The organism is Chryseobacterium angstadtii (assembly GCF_001045465.1).
GTDB lineage: Bacteria > Bacteroidota > Bacteroidia > Flavobacteriales > Weeksellaceae > Chryseobacterium > Chryseobacterium angstadtii.
Window position 1 is genome coordinate 120,674 of the sequence record NZ_LFND01000007.1, and the last position, 21,457, is coordinate 142,130.

At 39.5% G+C, this 21,457-nt stretch carries 15 protein-coding genes, 2 tRNA genes and 3 rRNA genes; 7 read left to right on the top strand and 13 right to left on the bottom strand.

Annotation, left to right across the window (positions count from 1 at the left end; genetic code table 11):
* Nucleotides 1-11: 11 nt before the first annotated feature.
* The 4 genes from ACM46_RS19540 (at nt 12) to ACM46_RS19555 (ending at nt 4,661) form a co-directional block, all read left to right on the top strand.
* Nucleotides 12-812 carry a WxL protein host-binding domain-containing protein gene (locus ACM46_RS19540; RefSeq protein WP_048508631.1) on the top strand — a complete coding sequence of 267 codons (801 nt, stop codon included), beginning with the start codon at nt 12-14 and terminating at the stop codon, nt 810-812.
* Nucleotides 805-3,561 (top strand): COG1470 family protein, encoded by a 2,757-nt coding sequence (locus ACM46_RS19545; RefSeq protein ID WP_048508378.1) that lies wholly within the window; start codon nt 805-807, stop codon nt 3,559-3,561. Before ACM46_RS19540 ends, ACM46_RS19545 begins: the two co-directional genes overlap by 8 nt.
* Nucleotides 3,558-4,082, top strand: coding sequence for a hypothetical protein (locus tag ACM46_RS19550; RefSeq protein WP_048508379.1), 525 nt, complete (start codon nt 3,558-3,560; stop codon nt 4,080-4,082). Before ACM46_RS19545 ends, ACM46_RS19550 begins: the two co-directional genes overlap by 4 nt.
* Before the next feature lie 90 nt (nt 4,083-4,172).
* Nucleotides 4,173-4,661: a hypothetical protein gene (locus ACM46_RS19555; RefSeq protein WP_131707631.1), complete on the top strand. Its 489-nt coding sequence runs from the start codon at nt 4,173-4,175 to the stop codon at nt 4,659-4,661.
* 846 nt (nt 4,662-5,507) lie between these two features.
* Here ACM46_RS19555 and rrf read toward each other — a convergent pair.
* From rrf to tilS, 10 genes are all read right to left on the bottom strand, one after another.
* Nucleotides 5,508-5,615: ribosomal RNA gene (rrf, locus tag ACM46_RS19560) — 5S ribosomal RNA — on the bottom strand.
* 212 nt (nt 5,616-5,827) lie between these two features.
* Nucleotides 5,828-8,587 (bottom strand): 23S ribosomal RNA (locus ACM46_RS19565).
* Between the two features lie 202 nt (nt 8,588-8,789).
* Nucleotides 8,790-8,863, bottom strand: a tRNA-Ala gene (locus ACM46_RS19570).
* An 83-nt stretch (nt 8,864-8,946) separates the two neighbouring features.
* Nucleotides 8,947-9,020, bottom strand: a tRNA-Ile gene (locus ACM46_RS19575).
* Between the two features lie 205 nt (nt 9,021-9,225).
* Nucleotides 9,226-10,742: ribosomal RNA gene (locus tag ACM46_RS19580) — 16S ribosomal RNA — on the bottom strand.
* The 16S, 23S and 5S rRNA genes sit together here with 2 tRNA genes alongside, the layout of an rRNA operon.
* Nucleotides 10,743-11,714: 972 nt before the next feature.
* A complete protein-coding gene (locus ACM46_RS23430; protein WP_157859466.1) occupies nt 11,715-11,891 on the bottom strand; it encodes a hypothetical protein in 177 nt (58 codons plus the stop codon).
* 281 nt (nt 11,892-12,172) lie between these two features.
* Nucleotides 12,173-13,087, bottom strand: a complete 915-nt coding sequence (locus ACM46_RS19585; protein ID WP_241486060.1) for a hypothetical protein — start codon at nt 13,085-13,087, stop codon at nt 12,173-12,175.
* A gap of 96 nt (nt 13,088-13,183) precedes the next feature.
* Nucleotides 13,184-14,155: a redoxin domain-containing protein gene (locus tag ACM46_RS19590; protein ID WP_048508381.1), complete on the bottom strand. Its 972-nt coding sequence runs from the start codon at nt 14,153-14,155 to the stop codon at nt 13,184-13,186.
* A gap of 97 nt (nt 14,156-14,252) precedes the next feature.
* A complete protein-coding gene (locus ACM46_RS19595) occupies nt 14,253-14,807 on the bottom strand; it encodes an RNA polymerase sigma factor (protein ID WP_048508382.1) in 555 nt (184 codons plus the stop codon).
* Nucleotides 14,780-16,102 (bottom strand): tRNA lysidine(34) synthetase TilS, encoded by a 1,323-nt coding sequence (gene tilS / locus ACM46_RS19600; protein WP_048508383.1) that lies wholly within the window; start codon nt 16,100-16,102, stop codon nt 14,780-14,782. Before tilS ends, ACM46_RS19595 begins: the two co-directional genes overlap by 28 nt.
* 89 nt (nt 16,103-16,191) lie before the next feature.
* On the opposite strand from tilS, the gene ACM46_RS19605 reads away from it, so the two are divergent.
* Entirely contained in the window at nt 16,192-17,025 is an 834-nt protein-coding gene (locus ACM46_RS19605; RefSeq protein ID WP_048508384.1) for an OmpA family protein, read from the top strand.
* A gap of 56 nt (nt 17,026-17,081) precedes the next feature.
* On the opposite strand, the gene ACM46_RS19610 is transcribed toward ACM46_RS19605, so the two are convergent.
* The 3 genes from ACM46_RS19610 to ACM46_RS19620 are packed head-to-tail and all read right to left on the bottom strand — an operon-like array spanning nt 17,082 to nt 19,303.
* Nucleotides 17,082-18,098 (bottom strand): HTTM domain-containing protein, encoded by a 1,017-nt coding sequence (locus tag ACM46_RS19610; protein ID WP_241486061.1) that lies wholly within the window; start codon nt 18,096-18,098, stop codon nt 17,082-17,084.
* Nucleotides 18,082-18,657 (bottom strand): hypothetical protein, encoded by a 576-nt coding sequence (locus tag ACM46_RS19615; RefSeq protein WP_048508385.1) that lies wholly within the window; start codon nt 18,655-18,657, stop codon nt 18,082-18,084. The genes ACM46_RS19610 and ACM46_RS19615 overlap by 17 nt, the downstream gene beginning before the upstream one ends.
* Nucleotides 18,658-18,706: 49 nt before the next feature.
* Nucleotides 18,707-19,303, bottom strand: a complete 597-nt coding sequence (locus ACM46_RS19620; protein ID WP_048508386.1) for a hypothetical protein — start codon at nt 19,301-19,303, stop codon at nt 18,707-18,709.
* Between the two features lie 692 nt (nt 19,304-19,995).
* Between ACM46_RS19620 and ACM46_RS19630 the strand changes: the two genes are divergently transcribed.
* Together ACM46_RS19630 and ACM46_RS19635 are read left to right on the top strand one after the other, a co-directional pair.
* Nucleotides 19,996-20,643 carry an O-methyltransferase gene (locus ACM46_RS19630; RefSeq protein ID WP_048508388.1) on the top strand — a complete coding sequence of 216 codons (648 nt, stop codon included), beginning with the start codon at nt 19,996-19,998 and terminating at the stop codon, nt 20,641-20,643.
* Nucleotides 20,644-20,729: 86 nt separating this feature from the next.
* The gene (locus tag ACM46_RS19635) at nt 20,730-21,446 is read left to right on the top strand and encodes a C40 family peptidase (RefSeq protein ID WP_048508389.1); all 717 of its coding nucleotides are present in this window, start codon (nt 20,730-20,732) and stop codon (nt 21,444-21,446) included.
* The last annotated feature ends 11 nt before the right edge of the window (nt 21,447-21,457 follow it).

The window sequence follows — 21,457 nt, forward strand, 5'->3', positions numbered from 1 at the left end:
TTTACATGATTATGATAAAGCGTATTCTCCTTTTGATGTTTATGATGCTGCAGTTTAGCTTTTTATATGCCGGGATTGTCGTTCTGAACGGCCTTACCCATGCCTATAAAGTAGAAAACGGAAAAGTATACAAAGGAAAAATTGCTATTGAAAACACAGGCAGCAAAGCTCAGAATGTAAAATTATTTCTACAGGATTTCACGTATCAGGCAGACGGCTCCATCAGCTATACCACATTACACACCAATCGTAAAACCAATGGCGAATGGATTAAGCTGAATACGAATCTGATTACACTGAAAGGAAAAGAAAAAACTGAAGTTTTCTATGAGATTACAGTTCCTGACCAGCTTGCCGATCCCGGAAGCTACTGGAGCGTGATTATTGTAGAACCTGTAGATGATATAAAGCCAAGCAATGATAAAGCGGGTGTGAACATCACTTCCGTTATCCGATATGCCATTCAGGTGATTACGGATTATAAAACTGATCAGGCCAAACCGGATCTTAAATTTGAAAGTGTAAAAATAGAGAAAGAAGAAGGAAAGCAGATTGCGAAAATTGCCATTGCCAATAATGGAAATCTGTACTGCAAACCTACAGCCTCTATTGAAATCTACAACCGGAAAACCGGAGAACGTATCGGGAGCTATATGAGTACTGCCATGGGACTGTTGCCGCAAACCTCCAAATCATTTTATATTGATATCAGCAAGGTTCCCGCAGATCTCTACAAAGCTGTGATTATAGCTACCGATGAAGATGAAAATGCTTTTGCCCTCAATGTGGAATTAGAAGTAAAGAATGATTAAAACCTGGATTTTATATAGTATCCTTTTATTACCATTCCCGGTATTATTTTTTTCTCAACAGCAGCCAGGTCTACTGGCCAGTAAAAAAGATAGTTTAATGCCGGGAATGTCTACTTCTATTTCCTTTTCTTTGGAAAACAATTCTACCCAGGACAGAAACTACGACTTCACCGTTCAATCATCAAGTCCGTTTATCACTCCGATATTAGCCAAAGCGGAAGTCAAAATAGCCGCTCAGGAAAAGACGGTTTATATTGTTCCGATCCGTATTGCAGCAGAAGCAGCACAGGGTACTTATTCTGTTATTTTATATGGAACAGACCGGTATGACGGGACCAGCTTTACAAAAACGACAAAGGTAATTGTTTCAGGAAACCGTAAGCTTAGCCTTACTTCTTTAGATTCACCGGAATTTATACGGGCAGGGGAAACCATTCAGGCTTCTTTTCTATTAAAAAATAACGGAAATGTTACAGAAAAACTGATTCTGGAAAGTAAGAATGCGGTAGTAGACAATGATACCTATATTACACTGGCACCCAATGAATCTAAAGTGATCAGAATTTCCAAAATTACCAATGCAGAACTGGGTCAGAACGAATATCAGAATCTTAATCTGTCCGTTTATTCTCAGGACAATCCGAAAGAAAATCAAACAGCTTATGTAAGCGTAAGAGTGATTTCGGTAAAACCTACAGAAGACGATGTCTACCACAGGCTTCCGGTATCTGCCTCATTATCTTTTATAGGAATGAAGAATATGGGAGTTTATGACAACGGATTTCAGGGTGAAATATATGGTAAGGGAACTTTAGACAAAGAGAATAAAAATCAGATCGAATTCCATGCAGTAACAGCCAATCCTGTTGAATTCAATACTTTTACCCAATACGAAGAGTATTTCATCAATTATAAAAGAAACAATTTTTTCGTTCATCTGGGGGATAAAACTTATTCTGCTTCTTATTTAACCGAATATGCAAGATACGGCCGTGGAGCTGAAATAAGATATGATTTCAAAAAGTTCAGCTTAGGCGGGTTTTATAATCATCCGAGGTTTTTCAGAGATATCAAAGATGAATTTAATGTGTATTCGGCATTCAAGATGGGGAAAGAATCAGAAGTTACTGCAGGATATCTTTATAAGGTACCCAGAAAAGGGGAAATGAATTTTTCCAATATCAGACTGGACTCCGAGGCTCATCTTCCTTATACTGCCGGAAAATTTAAGATTTCAAAAAACATCATTCTTTCCGGAGAAGCAGCCTACAGCAAAACCGAACAGATGGAAGGAACTGCTTATATGGCCCAGGCTCAGGCTACATTCGACAGGCTTAATGGAAATCTAATGTATATGAGAGCGAGTCCTAAATTTGCGGGATATTTTACGAATTCCAGCACTTTTAACGGAAATCTTCAGTACAGAGTTCTAAACAGAGTAAGTGTATTCGCCAATTATATGCAGGATGCCAGAAACTTTGAACGCGATACCCTGTTTCTCGCAGCACCCTACCGGAACTATCTTCAGTATGGAATACAGTACAAATATCTGACTAACGGACTTATCACAGTATATAATGGATTTCAGAAATACCAGGACCGTCTTGAACCCAGACAATTCGATTATTATGAAAGGTTTTTTAAAGTAAGTGTAGATCAGAAGATCGGAATGTTTCAGATTAATCTGCAGGGCCAATTCGGGAAAACCAACAATTATCTGAGTGGATTTAATGGAAATTCCAATTTTTACAGCACGAATATATCGTTTGAAAAGTTCAGAACGTCTTTTAATATTTATGCAAGCTATGCAATTACGTCAAGATATCAGCTGGAAAATCAGAGACAGATTTATTATGGAGCCAGAATCTATAGCCGTTTTTCAGATAAGACCAGTTTAAGTCTTTTTTATCAGAATAATTATATGCCTGAAGAATATTTCAGAGACCGGAATCTTTTTGAGGTATTATTTCATCAACAGCTGTTTCCCGGCAGTGAGCTTGATTTGTCCGGAAGGTATTCTCTTCAGCGCGGCGATCTTGGGAATAAGGATTTTATATTTTCTTTGCGCTACACTCTTCGTCTTAATGTTCCGGTTCAAAGGATTGCAGAATACACTACTTTATCCGGAAACATCAGTAATCTGGGGGTAAAAAGAACAGGTGGAATCAGATTAATGCTGGGTAATTATTTATCGGTTACAGACAAAGACGGAAATTATATGTTTAAAAATATTATTCCAGGGAACTATTTTCTTGAAATAGACCGTTCAACAGCAGATATTAATGATATCACCAATATTCCATTCCCTGTATCCGTGAATCTTACTGATAAAGAAAATACCCTGAATTTTGGATTAACAACGGCATCAACAGTCAAAGGGATTATTCAGCTGTCTGAAAATGACGATAAGGAACAATACAGCTTTGTGCAGCTACGTCCTTCAACCGAAAAAAAGAAAAAGCAAAGCATCATCATTGAAGCATCCAGCGGGGATCAGACTTACCGAAAAATAGCATTTATCGGAGAACCTTTTGACTTCACCTATCTGCGTCCCGGGGAATGGAAAATTAAGCTTTACAGGAATGGTTTGGATAAGCGGTATAAAATAGCAATAGATTCTTTTCAGTATCATCTTAAACCATCAGAAACCCAGAATATTGTTATTCATATTGTAAAACAGCAAAGTGAAATTAAATACCAGCAGGAAATGATCAAAGTAGGATATAACAAAATAAAGAAGAAACAATGAAACTGAAAGAACTTATACTATCCCTGACTTTTGGTCTCATGTCCGGTGGACTATTCTCACAAACCACTGTTGCACTAACACTCCCTGTGGTAACTCTCCTGGATGTAGAACCTACAGGAAGCTTCACATTGAATTTTACAGCTCCTACAGAAGCCGGACAGGCTTTAACTGCTCCTGCAGCCAATACTACAAAATGGGTCAATTATACTTCAGCAATTGCCTCCGGAGGACTTACAAGAAGAGTTACAGCATCTATCAATCAGGTGATTCCGGGAGTAAATATAAGAGTGCAGGCAGCAGCGGCTTCGGGTGCTGGCGGCGGGACATTAGGAACATCTTCAGGACTGGTTACTCTTTCTACAACAGCATCAACCATAATTACGGGAATAGGCGGCGCATATACGGGAAATGGGGCGAATAACGGCCATATGCTTACGATCAGCCTTTCCGTGAATACATATGCCAATCTTTCAGCCCATATCAATACACCAGTTGTCATCACCTATACCATCACAGAATAAAATTTGGAAATGAAAATCATTAGTAGCGTTCTAAGGAATATGCTTTTAAAAAAATATCTGTATCTTGCTGCGTTAACAATTAGCAGTTATTTGCAAGCTCAAACAGTAACTCCCAGTGGAAGTAACTGGACTGTAAGTGTACCTGCTATTACTGAAGCAGGAAATAATTACGGAGGGACTTATGCGAGTGCTACTAATGTAATTGTATTATCCGGCTCAATGCCCGGGTCTTTCCTTAATCTTCTCTCAAATGGGGCTGCCAGGATCAGTGTGCGCTACACGCCTACTCTCTGGAATAACGCTCTGCGTCTATACGCAAAAAGAAGCGGGGGAACTGCTACTATCAGCGGACTTTGTATTGGCTGTACTGCAACTGTTAATGGGGGAACAACTTATGCAGAAATATTACAGGCAACTGATACTGCATTGTGTACCATAAACTTTTCAGGAGTTTTAGGACTTGGTAACAGTGTATCTTATTCCGGAATTAATGTACAATTGCAGATAAGCGGTGTTTCTGTAGTAATTCCCGCCGCATCCTATAGCTCACAGCTTGTTTTCACAATAGGTCCAAATTAAAGAACGTTTTAAAACTGTGGGATAAATAATAAGAATTAAAAGAAGGATGATCAGTGATCATAATGTTTTCTTTACCACAGGTGGCACAGATTGACACAGATGTTTATGTTATTATTTTATCCGGGAGGGATTTTATGTTTTTAAGGTTTTAGGGTTCGGCTAAAGCCTGGGGAATGGGTGATATCGGGTAAGCGGGCTTTAGCCCGCTCCTAGTGAATATATAGGATACAAATATGATATGACAGCCAAGAAGCATTTAGTGACAAAGGGTTAAGAATAGTAATAAATATAACCGCAAGGCTAGACAAAGAATAGATTACAGCTAAACCGTAGAATTAAGGTAAACAAAGGCGTAAACTTATCTAAAGGAAGACAAGGGAATTGAAGAAAAGAAAGAAAGGCAAAAAATAAGATTCGTATATCCTGTTTGCCGCTTAGATCATAAGTAAACTATTCTTCATTCTTTATTCTTTATTCTTTATTCTTTATTCTTTCAGAGTAATACAAGGGATGAAAAGAAAGAGAGAAAGAAAGGTAAAAAACGAGATTAATATATCCTGCTTACCGCTTAGATCATAAGTAAACTATTCTTCATTCTTCATTCTTCATTCTTCATTCTTCATTCTTTATTCTTTATTCTTTATTCTTTATTCTTTATTCTTTATTCTTTATTCTTTATTCTTTATTCTTTATTCTTTATTCTTTATTCTTTGCTCTGCTTATTGCTTACTGCCTACTGCAAAGATAAATCTTAGTCTTAATCTTTACCTTAGTCTCAACCTCAATTCAGATAGTCCCAAAACAAAAAAAGTCTCACACAATAATGTATGAGACTTTTTTAATAAAAACTGGCGGCGGCCTACTCTCCCGCGTTAGCAGTACCATCGGCGCTGGTGGGCTTAACTTCTGTGTTCGGAATGGGAACAGGTGAGCCCCACCGCTAAAACCACCCTAAAGGCTTTATATAAGAGGTTAGAGGTTAGTAATTAGAGATTAGTAAAACTAAATTCTAATATCTAGAGTCTAACTTCTGATTTTATCGATAAAAACTTTCACAAAGACAAAACCTTGTCTGCGCACAAAAGAACTTGTTAGAATGTTTTAATTATTAAATTCTTTAATTATTAAATCTTTTAATCTTTAAATACTTTCATATAGCAACCATAGGCTATAAATCTACGGGTAATTAGTACTACTCGGCTATGCTGTTACCAGCTTTACACCTGTAGCCTATCAACGTCGTCATCTACAACGACCCTTAAAAGATGTCTCATCTTGAGGCGAGTTTCGCACTTATATGCTTTCAGTGCTTATCTCTTCCAAACGTAGCTACTCAGCGGTGCACCTGGCGGTACAACTGATACACCAGAGGTTTGTTCAATTCGGTCCTCTCGTACTAGAATCAAGCCCTCTCAAACATCTAACGCCCGCAATAGATAGAGACCGAACTGTCTCACGACGTTCTGAACCCAGCTCGCGTGCCACTTTAATGGGCGAACAGCCCAACCCTTGGGACCTTCTCCAGCCCCAGGATGTGACGAGCCGACATCGAGGTGCCGAACCTCCCCGTCGATGTGAGCTCTTGGGGGAGACTAGCCTGTTATCCCCGGAGTACCTTTTATCCTATGAGCGATGGCCCTTCCATACGGAACCACCGGATCACTATGTCCTGCTTTCGCACCTGATCGACTTGTTGGTCTCACAGTCAAGCACCCTTATGCCATTACACTCTACGCACGGTTACCAAGCGTGCTGAGGGTACCTTTGAAAGCCTCCGTTACTCTTTTGGAGGCGACCACCCCAGTCAAACTACCCACCACGCAATGTCCTTCTGAAAGAAGTTAGGCTCCAAGTAAGTAAAGGGTGGTATTTCAACGTTGGCTCCACAAACACTAGCGTGCCTGCTTCAAAGCCTCCCACCTATCCTACACATTACTTACTCAAAGTCAATACGAAGTTATAGTAAAGGTTCACAGGGTCTTTTCGTCCCATTGCGGGTAATCGGCATCTTCACCGATACTACAATTTCACCGAGCTCGTGGCTGAGACAGTGCCCAGATCGTTACACCATTCGTGCAGGTCGGAACTTACCCGACAAGGAATTTCGCTACCTTAGGACCGTTATAGTTACGGCCGCCGTTTACTGGGGCTTCAGTTAATGCCTTCGGTTTAACCCTAAGCACCTTCCTTAACCTTCCAGCACCGGGCAGGTGTCAGACCCTATACAGCATCTTTCGATTTAGCAGAGTCCTGTGTTTTTGATAAACAGTCGCCTGGGCCTCTTCACTGCGGCCACCATTGCTGATGGCGTCTCTTCTTCCGAAGTTACGAGACTATTTTGCCTAGTTCCTTAGCCACGACTCACTCGAGCACCTTAGGATTCTCTCCTCGACTACCTGTGTCGGTTTTGGTACGGGTTGCTTCACTTCGGCTTTTCTTGGAAGCACTTTCCTTACAGCAACTTCGCCCGAAGGCTAGGTCTTGACTATTCCGTCAGTCTCCAGTAAGTACGGCACTCCGTCCCCTTTTTAGTGTGAGCAAGTATGGGAATATTAACCCATTGTCCATCCACTTCCCCTTTCGGGTGCGCGTTAGGTCCCGACTAACCCTCAGCTGATTAGCATGGCTGAGGAAACCTTAGTCTTTCGGTGAGGGGGTTTCTCGCCCCCTTTATCGTTACTTATGCCTACATTTTCTTTTCTGTCCGCTCCACAATACCTCACGATACTGCTTCGGCGCAAACAGAATGCTCTCCTACCAGATATACCCATAAGGTATAAATCCATAGCTTCGGTAATATGTTTATGCCCGATTATTATCCATGCCGGACCGCTCGACTAGTGAGCTGTTACGCACTCTTTAAATGAATGGCTGCTTCCAAGCCAACATCCTAGCTGTCAATGCAGTCCAACCGCGTTGCTTCAACTTAACATATATTTGGGGACCTTAGCTGTTGGTCTGGGTTCTTTCCCTCTCGGACATGGACCTTAGCACCCATGCCCTCACTGCCGTAGAACATTTATTAGCATTCGGAGTTTGTCAGGAATTGGTAGGTGGTGAAACCCCCGCATCCAATCAGTAGCTCTACCTCTAATAAACTTATATACGACGCTGCACCTAAATGCATTTCGGAGAGTACGAGCTATCTCCCAGTTTGATTGGCCTTTCACCCCTACCCACAGGTCATCCGAAGACTTTTCAACGTCAACCGGTTCGGTCCTCCACTCTGTGTTACCAGAGCTTCAACCTGCCCATGGGTAGATCACAAGGTTTCGCGTCTAATACTACTAACTAAGCGCCCTATTCAGACTCGCTTTCGCTCCGGCTCCGGTACTGAATACCTTAACCTCGCTAGTAACATTAACTCGTAGGCTCATTATGCAAAAGGCACGCCGTCACCCAACTTGTGGGCTCCGACCGCTTGTAGGCGTACGGTTTCAGGTTCTATTTCACCCTTCTATTCGAAGTGCTTTTCACCTTTCCTTCACAGTACTTGTTCACTATCGGTCTTTCAGGAGTATTTAGCCTTGGAGGATGGTCCCCCCATATTCAGACAGGATTTCACGTGTCCCGCCCTACTCATTTATCACTTAAATATGCCTTTCATATACGGGGCTATCACCCTCTACGGCTGTTCTTTCCAGAACATTCTATTAAACATATAAAAGCTTTTGGGCTAATCCGCTTTCGCTCGCCGCTACTTACGGAATCTCTTCGATTTCTTTTCCTCCGGGTACTTAGATGTTTCAGTTCTCCGGGTTTGCTTCCCATAAGGGATGACATGTCTTCAACATGCCGGGTTGCCCCATTCGGACATCTGCGGATCAATTCGTGTGTGCCGATCCCCGCAGCTTTTCGCAGCTTACCGCGTCCTTCTTCGCCTCTGAAAGCCTAGGCATCCGCCATACGCCCTTAACGATTTCTTTCCTATTTTTGGTTACTCAAGCGCTTTTATGCGCTCGGTTTTCTCTTTGTGATGTCTTTACCGTTAATGTCAATGATCTTTATTGCTGTACTACTGTAATAATGTAAAATGTATTAATGATGGCTCTCATCATTATGAGCATACATTCTTCCATTTATTACCCTCGTACCTTATATAAAATACTTACGTACTTTATACAAATGTGGAGAATAAGGGAGTCGAACCCTTGACCTCCTGCGTGCAAGGCAGGCGCTCTAGCCAGCTGAGCTAATTCCCCCTCTAGTTGCTTTTGGCGATTTGCTTCTTGCTTTTGGCTTTTTTGCCATCTGCTATAAGCCATATGCCAGCCGCCTTAATTAGTAGTCTCGGGCAGGCTCGAACTGCCGACCTCTACATTATCAGTGTAGCGCTCTAACCAGCTGAGCTACGAGACTGTCTGTTAGACTAACAGATTTCAGATATTAGATATCAGACTAATCTTTATCATTACATCCTGCCTCTGGTCTCAATCCCTTTTACTAATTTCTAGTGGGTTGTGTATTGTTATATATCAACCAAATAAAAAAACTAAAGCTCACTTTAAGCAGAATCAATGTACTTGCGTACTTAATTTTGTTTTTCGTCCCGAAAGACGCTCTAAAATGAGATGTTCCAGCCGCACCTTCCGGTACGGCTACCTTGTTACGACTTAGCCCTAGTTACCTGTTTTACCCTAGGCAGCTCCTGTTACGGTCACCGACTTCAGGTACCCCAGACTTCCATGGCTTGACGGGCGGTGTGTACAAGGCCCGGGAACGTATTCACCGCGCCATGGCTGATGCGCGATTACTAGCGATTCCAGCTTCATAGAGTCGAGTTGCAGACTCCAATCCGAACTGAGACCGGCTTTCGAGATTCGCATCACATCGCTGTGTAGCTGCCCTCTGTACCGGCCATTGTATTACGTGTGTGGCCCAAGGCGTAAGGGCCGTGATGATTTGACGTCATCCCCACCTTCCTCTCTACTTGCGTAGGCAGTCTCACTAGAGTCCCCAACTGAATGATGGCAACTAGTGACAGGGGTTGCGCTCGTTGCAGGACTTAACCTAACACCTCACGGCACGAGCTGACGACAACCATGCAGCACCTTGAAAATTGTCCGAAGAAAAGTCTATTTCTAAACCTGTCAATTCCCATTTAAGCCTTGGTAAGGTTCCTCGCGTATCATCGAATTAAACCACATAATCCACCGCTTGTGCGGGCCCCCGTCAATTCCTTTGAGTTTCAGACTTGCGTCCGTACTCCCCAGGTGGCTAACTTATCACTTTCGCTTAGTCTCTGAATCCGAAAACCCAAAAACGAGTTAGCATCGTTTACGGCGTGGACTACCAGGGTATCTAATCCTGTTCGCTCCCCACGCTTTCGTCCATCAGCGTCAGTTAAGACATAGTAACCTGCCTTCGCAATTGGTGTTCTAAGTAATATCTATGCATTTCACCGCTACACTACTTATTCCAGCTACTTCTACCTTACTCAAGACTTGCAGTATCAATGGCAGTTTCACAGTTAAGCTGTGAGATTTCACCACTGACTTACAAATCAGCCTACGGACCCTTTAAACCCAATAAATCCGGATAACGCTTGCACCCTCCGTATTACCGCGGCTGCTGGCACGGAGTTAGCCGGTGCTTATTCGTATAGTACCTTCAGCTTTCCACACGTGGAAAGGTTTATCCCTATACAAAAGAAGTTTACAACCCATAGGGCAGTCGTCCTTCACGCGGGATGGCTGGATCAGGCTTTCACCCATTGTCCAATATTCCTCACTGCTGCCTCCCGTAGGAGTCTGGTCCGTGTCTCAGTACCAGTGTGGGGGATCACCCTCTCAGGCCCCCTAAGGATCGTTGACTTGGTAGGCCGTTACCCTACCAACTATCTAATCCTGCGCGTGCCCATCTTTATCCACCGTAGTTTTCAATATCGAATGATGCCATTCAACATATTATGGGGTATTAATCTTCCTTTCGAAAGGCTATCCCCCTGATAAAGGCAGGTTGCACACGTGTTCCGCACCCGTGCGCCGCTCTCAGTCTCCCGAAGGAAACCTACCGCTCGGCTTGCATGTGTTAGGCCTCCCGCTAGCGTTCATCCTGAGCCAGGATCAAACTCTCCATTGTATGTTTTTCCTGACCCGCTCAAAGTTTATTACGCTTTAGTTTTTTTCCTTACTTGGTTGTTATATTGTATGTCAATGATCTTTGTTCTTTCCGCTTTAATAAAGAACTTTTTTCTGTCGTTCTGTTCCTTATTTGCGGTTGCAAAAGTATAAATTTATTTTCTAATGACAAAATGTTTTCAAGAATATTTTAAAGTTTTTTAAGTAACCTTAAATAGTATTTCAAATCATTTTATCTCTACTCCTGCGCTCCCGAATAACCGGACTGCAAAGATACAAACTTTTTTAACGCTCACAACTTTTATTTCAATAAATGTTGCCTGCTTTTTTTATATCTATAGGAGGGTAAATTCTGCTTAGCTAAAAGCTCTTCTGCGCTACTGAATCTCTTTCGTTTTTCAGTGGGGCAAAGATAGCGCCTTTAAACAACGTAAAACAAATTTATTTAACATAAAATTCATCCAACTGTAACAATGGGGATAAGTGTCGTTATAAAGATCTAATTTAAAATAGATTACGCGAAAAGTGGACTTATTAACATTGAGCAAAAGATGGATTAATTAGGGGTAGGATGTTTGAAAAAGAAATAAGCCAGGGGATAAGTCAGGGAAGGAATATGTTGGGAATGGGGAAAAAGTAGCAAAGGGGGATATAGAATAGGAAGGTGACGGGGTAAAAATGTTCATGAGAAAAGAAAAGTACGAGGGAAGAAGGAAGGAAGAATTAATTTCTTTGATTCTTTTTAAGCGGGCGTGTAAGCCATATCTATTCATGGTAAGAAATTAATTTTATTGACCACGGATTGACACAGATATTTATGTTATTATTTTATCCGGGAGGGATTTTATGTTTTAAGATTAGGCTAAAGCCTGGGGAATGGCTAATGTCGGGTAAGCGGGCTTTAGCCCGCTCCTAGTGAATATATAGGATACAAATATGATATGACAGCCAAGAAGCATTTAGTGACAAAGGGTTAAGAATAGGAATAAATATGCCAGCCGCTTTCCATGGTTGCATTTAAAACAGCCTCGTATTGATTGTTCCCCAAATCGTTGATGGTAAACTTAAACTTGACAGGATTTTTAATCTGCGCATTCATTCCTGCTGCTAGAAACAGCAACACTACTAAAAACCAGTTTCTAAATTTCATTTTTTCTTTTCATTAAAATTTTTGAGAATACGTTATGTTTTCCCATCCTTTGCATTTTCTATCGCCAGTCTTAAAATATTCCGGTCATGGAATGCGGGATCCCAATCCATATTTTTTTTGCCTCGCTAAAATAGATATTTTTTTGTCCCTAAAAAATTTAGAAACTTCCTTTTTTCTAAAACCCTGTAGAATTCAGTGCTCTTACTGATGATCCGGACTCTTTTTGTAACGTGATTATTGATTTTTTCAATTCAGTCCATGTTCTTGGATGCCTCATGGGCTTAAAAGTTAAAACGGTATTCAAGAGTGCCGAGGAAACTCCGCGTTAAACCATCCGGTCGGGTATCTCTAACTAAAAAAGGAGCTCCGATACTAAGCTGGAGAGCCTGTTTTTTATTCAGTACATAGTCTAAGAACAGATTTCCGTTGATCGTCAGGCCTTTTGAGCCTTCAATCTTCTGTTCAGTTCCGGAAATAGTAGAAAATTGGTCATCGGAAAGATGGTAAATGTTGAGCAGGCCCGGCGTAACCAGAAATTTGTCGGTAATTTTGATCGGATAAGAAGCCCTGAACAAAATGTCACCGCTTCGTTTAAAATCCTTAGTCGTCTGGAAATCTCTCCAAATGGAATTGGCAGGAGTGTTTTCAGCAACAAACTGATTGCTGTTCTGGGTCAAAGGCTGCTGAATAGCCGCTACCAATTGCAACTTTTTGATCTGATATCCAATTCCGGCAATCAGGTCCAGCGTTCCCAGACTGGACTGGTAATCCATAGGCAAAGGCTGTCCGTCTTTCATTTTATTTCCGTTGGCCAGAGGGATTTTAGTCCCTAAAGTAAAAGACAGATTTTGATCTAAACGGTAATTGGTATTCACGTATACATCAGATACTCCAAAGGTACTCACTCCATTTCCGGATTGGGAAAGGGCAGCCACTTTAACGCTGATGCCCCATTGAGAATTAATCTCTCTGTTGTATTCCAAATAAGGGCTGTACACGGTAATGGAATGATCTGCCTTACCTACAGAAAGCCCGGCTTTAAACTGATTTTTATAGAGCGATATAGAATCGTTGCTATGAGGTTTTAAGCTGTTCACAGTACAGAAACCTGCGTCACTGCAGCCTTGTGCTTTAATTAAACCTCCATTGAAAATCATCAGAAACAGGCCGAAATAATATAAATATGTATTTTTCATAATTTGATTTTTTTAAGGTTAAGGCGCTCAATCAGGAGCAGGAAAGATTGTTCCTGATTAAGGCCTTTTAGATTTTAAAGTTCCGGGTAAGAACTTCTATAAATTTTTCAGAATGTCTTCTACTGATGCTCTTTCCTTATAGTCCGGATTAAAATGTCTCCAGGTAATTTCATGATTTTCATTAAGGATAAAGGTGGCGGAAACAGGCAGTCTTCCTGATTGGTCGGATCTGCTGTTTTTAAAATCATCTTTCAGTCTTGAATTGTAGAAATCCAGTGTTTTTTGGTCAGGCGTATAAAGCACATCGAAAAGCTCGGCAATTTTATAGTCTTTGTCATATAAAACCGTGTAATTTGTTTTGGTTTTATTGATGGTTTTTTCTATAAATTCAGGTTTTTCCGGAGATACAATCACCAGTTTTGCATTTTTAGACTGAAGTTGAGGTGAAATGTTTTGCAAAGTTTCAATGTATTTATTGCAGTAAGGACACCACTGTCCGCGAATAAAAACTAAAACGATTTTCTGCTTTTCATTGGATAATGTGAATTTTTTCCCGAACCGGTCATCAGCCGAAAAATCATTAATTTTTTCTCCAACCATTCTTCCTTTCACCTGATCTATAGTCTTAGTCATGTTTTGAGCCATGTTTTGGGAAGAGGCTTTATCCAGAACGGCCATTCCGACCGCGGAAAATTGAGGGGCATTGTAATATCCGAAATCATATTGAACAAGCTCACCGTTTTTGTCTAAAAATAAGAATGAAGGATAATTGACAATCTTGAACTTTTTGACAAGATCTTTTCCTTCTTTTTCCGCATCAATAGCCAGATTCACGAAATTTTTATTGAACATTTCACCAAGCTTGGCATCGGTAAACGTATTTTTCTTCATCAGCTTACACGGGCCACACCAGGTGGTATAAAGATCAATGAAAATCAGCTTATTTTCTTTTTGAGCTATTTTTTTGGCTGCTTCCAGATCGACTTTCTGGAAATTGATGCCTTTGTTCTGTGCATTCATGGAAACTCCCATCAATAAGCATAAACTGAATACGATTGTTTTAAGCATAATATTGGTATTTATATAGAAGTTCCGGAAACAAAAAAAAATCACCCGGATTTCGGATGATTTTTAAATATTTTCTGTAAAGTATTGAATTTCAGTATTAAAAATTGTCGCTGTCTTTGATTTTCCGGATCTGTTCCACGCATTTGTGCTTTTGGTTTTGTGCATTGTGTTTGCTGGAATACTGATACTTGTTCTGGATTTCTTCTATGCTTTTATTTTTAATGAAGATATCCTGAATTAAATTTTGACAGTGAGAGGAAATAGATCCGATGTAAAAATTCAGTTTGTCCCAGTAGCTGTTTTCGTTCTCAATGGCAAGATCTATCTCTTCCTGGTTTTCTGCGTAATAATTTTCCGTTATTTCCACTGAAAAGCCATTATTCCTTAATTTTTTAAGCCATAAATTTTTAGAAATTCCGAAAACATAATTTCCTAGACACGTAAATATTTTGAAGTCATCCGCATATAATTTTTCATACAGAATTAAAAGCGAATCCTGGAAAATATCTTCCGCATCCTCCAGTTTACCCTTATTACTCAGAATAAATTTTTTGGTGGACCCAAAGTATTTTTGATACAGGATCCCAAATGCGGCATTGCTGTCTTTTTTGAAGTCTTCTATCGCTAAAATGTTCGTTGTTCTCCTGTCCATATTATTTTCAACACTTTTTTTGCCTTTGTATCTGCTAAAAACCGGCGGTCCTGTCTGTAGGGAAGTATGCCCAAAACTTCATCTTTTGAATCACATAGCAGCCAGATATTGTCCTTGTCAATAACGGATAGCTTTTCATCCCTCAGAAATTTCGAAACTTTCTTTTTGCCATTCATGCCGGAAGGAAAAAAGAGATCTCCTTCTTTCTTTCTCCTTAATTTGAGCGGAAGATGGATTTTCTCCCCATTAAAATGCCACTCGAAAGGGTGTGAATTTGAAAATTGAAGTTTAAAGTCTTCAGGGAAAATAATTTCCAGATCAGGGCCAACCGTTAATACAATTTCTTCAGATTCTGAGTCGGAAACTATTTTCGCGGTGCGGGCTTTAAAAATAAATTCATCCCTGTTGATGATCAGTTCATAATCTTTGGAAATGAATTTTTTTCCGTTTTCCGCTTTGAAAAATTTAGGAATTTCCTCTTCCTGATTAAATCCGTATTTCTTTAAAATTTCAAATTTGACGAAAGGACTTTCTTTATTCAGCTTTTCCTTTGATAAAATTTTATGTTCAGGGTTAAATAGACTCAGTCTGTTTTCTATCTCTTCAATTTGTTCTTGAACAAAATCTTTCGTTTGGTTCAGATAAGAAGAGCTTTTTTTGAAGTTATCCAGAAAATGATCGTTCGTTTCCAGAAGTTTCGGGACAATTTCGTTTCTGATTTTATTCCTCAGATAATCACTTTTTTTGTTGGAAAGATCTTCCCGGAAATCAATACCATTCTCTTCAGCATATTGGTAAATTTCCTCTTTTGAAAAAGTTAAAAGCGGGCGGATGGTATTGTGATTGCGGGCCGGAATTCCACTCAGTCCGTGGATACCGGATGCTTTGGAAAGATTGATTATAAAAGTTTCCAGCTGATCGTTCAGATGATGGGCAGTCACCAGAAAATCCAGTTTTTTCTGCTCCTGAATTTCTCTGAAAAAGTGGTACCGAAGCTCTCTGGCCCATAATTGAATAGAGTTTTCCGGTTTTTTGTCCTTTTCCGATACCTCGTAAAGATGGAATGGAATATGATTTTTCTCACAAAAACGTTCAACCGTTTTCTGATCCAGATCCGAATCTTCACCACGAAGTTTATAGTTGATGTGGGCTACCTCATAAACCAGCCCTGAATCCTGAAAAAGAGAGACCAGAACCATAGAATCTGCACCGCCGCTTACGGCCAGAAGATAGCTGTGATTTTCCGGTTCCCGAACAAGGTTTTCAAGCTGATTTTTAAAACTGTATTTTTCCAAGAGATAGGTTGAAGATTTATTTCATACAAAGATAATTCATATTATTCAATTGATTTTTCTAACTTTGATTCGTCTAAAAATGATTACTTATGAAGATTTTTAAAATTTTAGCAGTTTCTGCAATGGCGTTAGGATTGACCTCTTGTGTCACCAAAAAGCAGTACGAAGCTTTAAGTTCAAACTATAAGCAGTGTATTGAAAATATTGGCGAAAGACAAAGAGAAATCCAGGATTTAAAGTCTCAGAATTCTGCATTGTCAGGGGAGAACAATCTTTTAAAAAGCCAGCATGATGCTTTGAAATCATCTTTGGATGCATGTCTTTCAAATACCGGTAAAAGCTCTGCAAATATTGATAAACTGGTTGGGGAAATCAATGCTTCCAACTCTTATATCAAGCAGCTGATTTCAAACAATGCTAAGAATGACAGCCTGAATATGGCGTTGTCTAACAAGCTTAAAAGATCTCTTGATAATGTAGGAGATGAAGACGTACAGGTGAAAGTACTGAAAGGAGTGGTAATGATCTCTCTTTCGGATAAAATGTTATACAAAACAGGAGATTACAATGTATTGCCTGCCGCTCAGGAAGTGTTAGGGAAAGTAGCTAAAGTAATCAATGATTATGATAAATATTCTGTATTGATTGAAGGTAATACAGATAATGCTCCTTTAAACTCTGCAAACCTGCCAAGAGACAACTGGGATCTTTCTGCATTGAGAGGAACTTCAATTGCTAAAGTTCTTCAGACTCAGTTTGGAGTAGATCCTGCGAGAATTACTGCAGGCGGACGTTCTGAATACAATCCTAAAGCAACCAATATGAGTGTTTCAGGAAGAGCAGAAAACAGAAGAACAGAAATCATCATCATGCCTAAGCTGGATGAATTCATGAAATTAATGGATATCGCTCCAAAAAAATAAGGATACCATACCTATCCGATATCAATCGAAAATCCCGAAGCAATTCGGGATTTTTTTTATATTAATTTTTCCTTTTTTAATGGATTAATAAGCTTACGGAGAAAGAATCTGCCTGTTGTAGCCTTCTTGTATCCTTTGGGAGAACGGGCTGTTTCCTTTACGGGCTGTTCAAAATAGAAATTGGTGATATTCCAGATGATCATGATCGCTGAAAAATAGTATAAATTGAGAACGAGGGCAATTCCTATATGCATGGAAATGGTAAGCCAAAGTCCCATTTTTCGTGTTTTCCGGTTCCAGATAAAAAAAGGATAAAACATTTCTATGATAATTGTTGACCAACCTATGAGTATCAACAGATAAGAATGTTCGGCAAGAAAAGTAAAATCAATATTCAGATCTCTGTTGGAGTAGGGCAGATGGATGGCTTTCCAGATAGACTCCCCGTTCCACCAGTTAAATCCCAGGATTTTATCCAAACCGGAGAAAAAATAAGCAATGGAAATGTGAAGCTGAAATAACCTTTTAACGGGAGTAATATTAATGTCCTCTGGCGTATTGCCGAATAGTAAATTCCTTAATGAGAAACTATGATCCGATGGGAAAAGAATCAGATAAAACAGAGACATGCTCGTGAAAAAGTCTGCTCCATAAGCGAAAAAAGAGCTTCCTTTCAATAAAGCGATCTGTAATATCAGCAGCAGAAAAGCTGAAATTCTGGAATAAAATCCAACAATAACAAAAACACAAAGTGTGATGAACGATATTTTTACACCCGCAAGAGTAGTGCTTTCCGGAATTCCGAAAGACTGAAAAAAGCTGACGACCTTCGGAATGGTAATAAGCCAGTCCGGAGTGAAAACATTCATAATATCCTGCGGAATAATACTGTTGCTGGAGAAAAGCTTTTCAAAATCCGGCATAGTCGCCATAAACTGCAGTAAAATAATAAGTCCTGTGGCTACTCTGAAAAAGCTTAAAAATTCTGTATTTCCATCTTTTTTGAAAAAGAAATTTTCAATTTTCGCATAAATAAGGTTCACGCTTTTCATCACTTTAGTATTTAAATTCATCAATAAGAATAAAATTTTCTTTCACTTTTCCCTTATTAAAATCAGCAATTGTAGGATAATCGTAAAGGTAAAGCTTCGCTGTAACGTGGGATGCTTTGGTATTTTCCTTCATTACATTCATCGCGGTCTGCTTGATAATCAGATCCAGATACTGATAATATCTGCTGTCGTAAGTTCCTTTATCGGCCGATATTTTATCGAGAAACATATTGAAGACCGTGGTGTATCTCACCCTGCTTTCTTTTTTCCTGAAAGAAGGCATTAATTTTTCTTCCAAAACATTCCCGTTTTTATCTTTCAGTTCAAAACTCAGGAGAAAGTCGCTCGCCACATTAGGTGCATAAAAACCATACCCCGTATCAAAGCCTGTGTAAGAGGCAAACATATTCACAGGCGTGGCTTGTACAATATTTTCCGACAGAGTGTAGATCAAAGGCTTCTGATACGTCTTATTTTCATAATAGAATCCATAAAATCCGTCAAATGTACTTTTCAGACCCGTCACAAAGACAAGGAACAACAGAATGAAAATTCCGGATAATTGAAGTTTCCTTTTCATAACAGAAATTTTTAGAAGGGCTGATTCACAATACAACCAGCCCTCTGTTTTATTTGTAATTAACCAGTATATTATTAAGTCTTGTATTGATTTTAGGATCAATTCCTCCAATATCATTTCTTACTGATTTCATGAGAACATTCGTAAGATTCTTTCTGCCGATAAGTGGCGGGCAGATGGTATATTCATCAGCGCCTCTTATAGATAGTTTGTTTAATGAAGTGATGTCTTTTTGAGTCAAAAGTGCTGCCTGGGTAACAGCCTGGTTACTTTGAATAGCATAATAATTAGGAGTAAGTTCTTTGGCCCCGTATTTCTGTAGAATACCATCAACTTTAGATTTTAGATCTCCATATTTTTTCCAGTCGATATTGGCTTTCAAAAGACATCCGCGGATGATGTACTGGCGGTTCATTTTGTACACAATAAAGTTCGTTCCTAAGCTTGTGGAATAGTCTTTCTGGAGTTTCAGTAAACTTTTAAGATCGTCATCAGATATTTTCTTTACGCTCTTAATGATATAGTTGTTGTCAACTACATAATTGCCCTTTTCTTTGTAAAAAGTCATTTCCTGAGGGGCCAGTCGGGAGAAGAAAAAGACTAATCCGGCAATGGCTCCAATGAGAAGTAAGGTTTTTGTTTTCATGTGGTTTTTAGAAATTAGATATCCCTACTCTTTATTTAGGATTTTCGGGTTTCTCCTTTTTATTGTCCAGTATTCATACGTTTAATAATCTGTATCAAATGTATTTTTATCTGCAATAAAAAGGCGCAGGAATTTTCCCGTTTTAAGAAAGGTGTTTTCCCTCTTTTTTTAATTGATAGGTAAAGAGATTCAAAAGAAATGAAAGGATTTTCCCGAAACCGGAAGCTCTGAGATAAGATGGTGAGTCTTGGAAATGGAGTGTAAAAGTGTAAAAAAAAGGCATTGGGAAGTCTATGGGTAGAATGCAAAAAACAAATCCTGAAGAGATTCAGGATTTGTTTTTTTGATTAAATTAATTCTTCTTTTTTCAATAATGAAATAATTCTCTGTAAAAATGAATTGGATACTTGCGTTTTAGTTTTTTTAAAAGAAGAATCCGCCCTGCCCTTAGGCCCTGCGGTCTTCCGATTCTCTCTGTTAATTAGTTTTTCCTCTGCATTCATTTTTCTTGTTTCCTTAGTGTTTTTACCCCTTGTTCTTTGCAAATGTATAACTATGCGTCCGAAAAAAACATCCGTATTTTCACGGTATTTTTCATGGGGATTTTCCGGGGCGGTGTACGAAAAGTATAGGCTGGTAATCATTTTTTCTTTATATTTAAGTAATTTTGAAGATTATAAAAGAATTGCAGTATGAGCTTTTTTGAAGAAAAGAATCCTGAAATGGACAGGTATCTGGAGACACATGCTTCTTCGGAACCTGAAATTCTGAGAAAACTGAGAAGAGAGACCTATCAGAAAACCACACAGCCTCACATGATATCCGGATATCAGCAGGGAAGGCTTCTCACTATGGTTTCCCAAATGATGCAGCCGAAGAATGTGCTGGAAATAGGTACTTTTACAGGTTACGCCACGCTCTGCCTTACATCGGGCCTTGCTAAAGACGGTAAGATAACCACTCTGGATGTCAATGAAGATCTGGCTTATCTGCCTAAAAAATACTTTGAAGAGAGTGAATATGCTTCACAGATCGAATTTAAACTTCAGGATGCCAAAGAATTTTTAAGAGAAACAGATCAGATTTTTGATCTTATCTTTATTGATGCCGATAAAGAAAACTATGCCGAATATTTCAGGCTGATAAAACCAAGAACAAAATCCGGCTCTGTGGTGATGTTCGATAATGTGCTGTGGTACGGAAAAGTATTGGAGGAAAATCCAAAGCAGAAGTCCACGCAGGTGATTAAAGAACTGAATGATTTAGTGGCAAAAGACAATGATTTTGAAAATCTTATTTTACCTTTGCGCGATGGAGTGAACTTCCTTAGGAGGAAATAAGACATCAGATATAAGACAACAGATGTCAGATGCCGGCTTCAGTGAAATCTGAAATCTGTTGTCTGAAATCTATCATCTAAAAAACTATGAATAAAGGAATTTGTAACGTTACGGTAGCACCGGTTCGGGCAGAAGGTTCGGACAAATCGGAAATTGTTACGGAAATATTGTTTGGAGAAAGTGCCGATATTCTGGAAGTGAATAAAAACTGGACCAGAATAAAAATGCATTATGACGGATATGAAGGTTGGATGGATACCAAACAGCTAAAACCGGTAACGGAAGAAGAACTGACCAAAAGAAAAGTGACTGTTGTGACTGAAGATTTTTCTTCGGTACTCATGAATGATGGAAAAACCCTTCTTTCAATGGGGTCTGAGGTAGAGTTTCCGGTGGTAGCTTCAAGAAGGAGCCACGATCTCCGCGAAAGTATTTCCCTGGCTGCAAAGGAATTCCTGAACGTTCCTTATTTATGGGGCGGTAAAAGTTTTTTTGCCGTAGACTGTTCGGGTTTTACCCAACTTATCTATAAAATTCATGATATTAAACTGCCCAGAGATACCTATCAGCAGGCGGAAGTAGGGGAGCCATTAACTTTTGTGGAGGAAAGCCGTCCCGGAGATTTAGCTTTCTTTGAAAACCCTGAAGGGAAAATTATTCATGTAGGAATCATGCTCGATAACCAAAGGATTATTCACGCATCCGGAAAAGTAAGAATAGACATCCTTGATTCTACAGGGATTTTTAATAAAGAAATGAATAAACATACTCATAAACTGAGAGTGATTAAAAATTTACTTTAGCCTTAATTAAA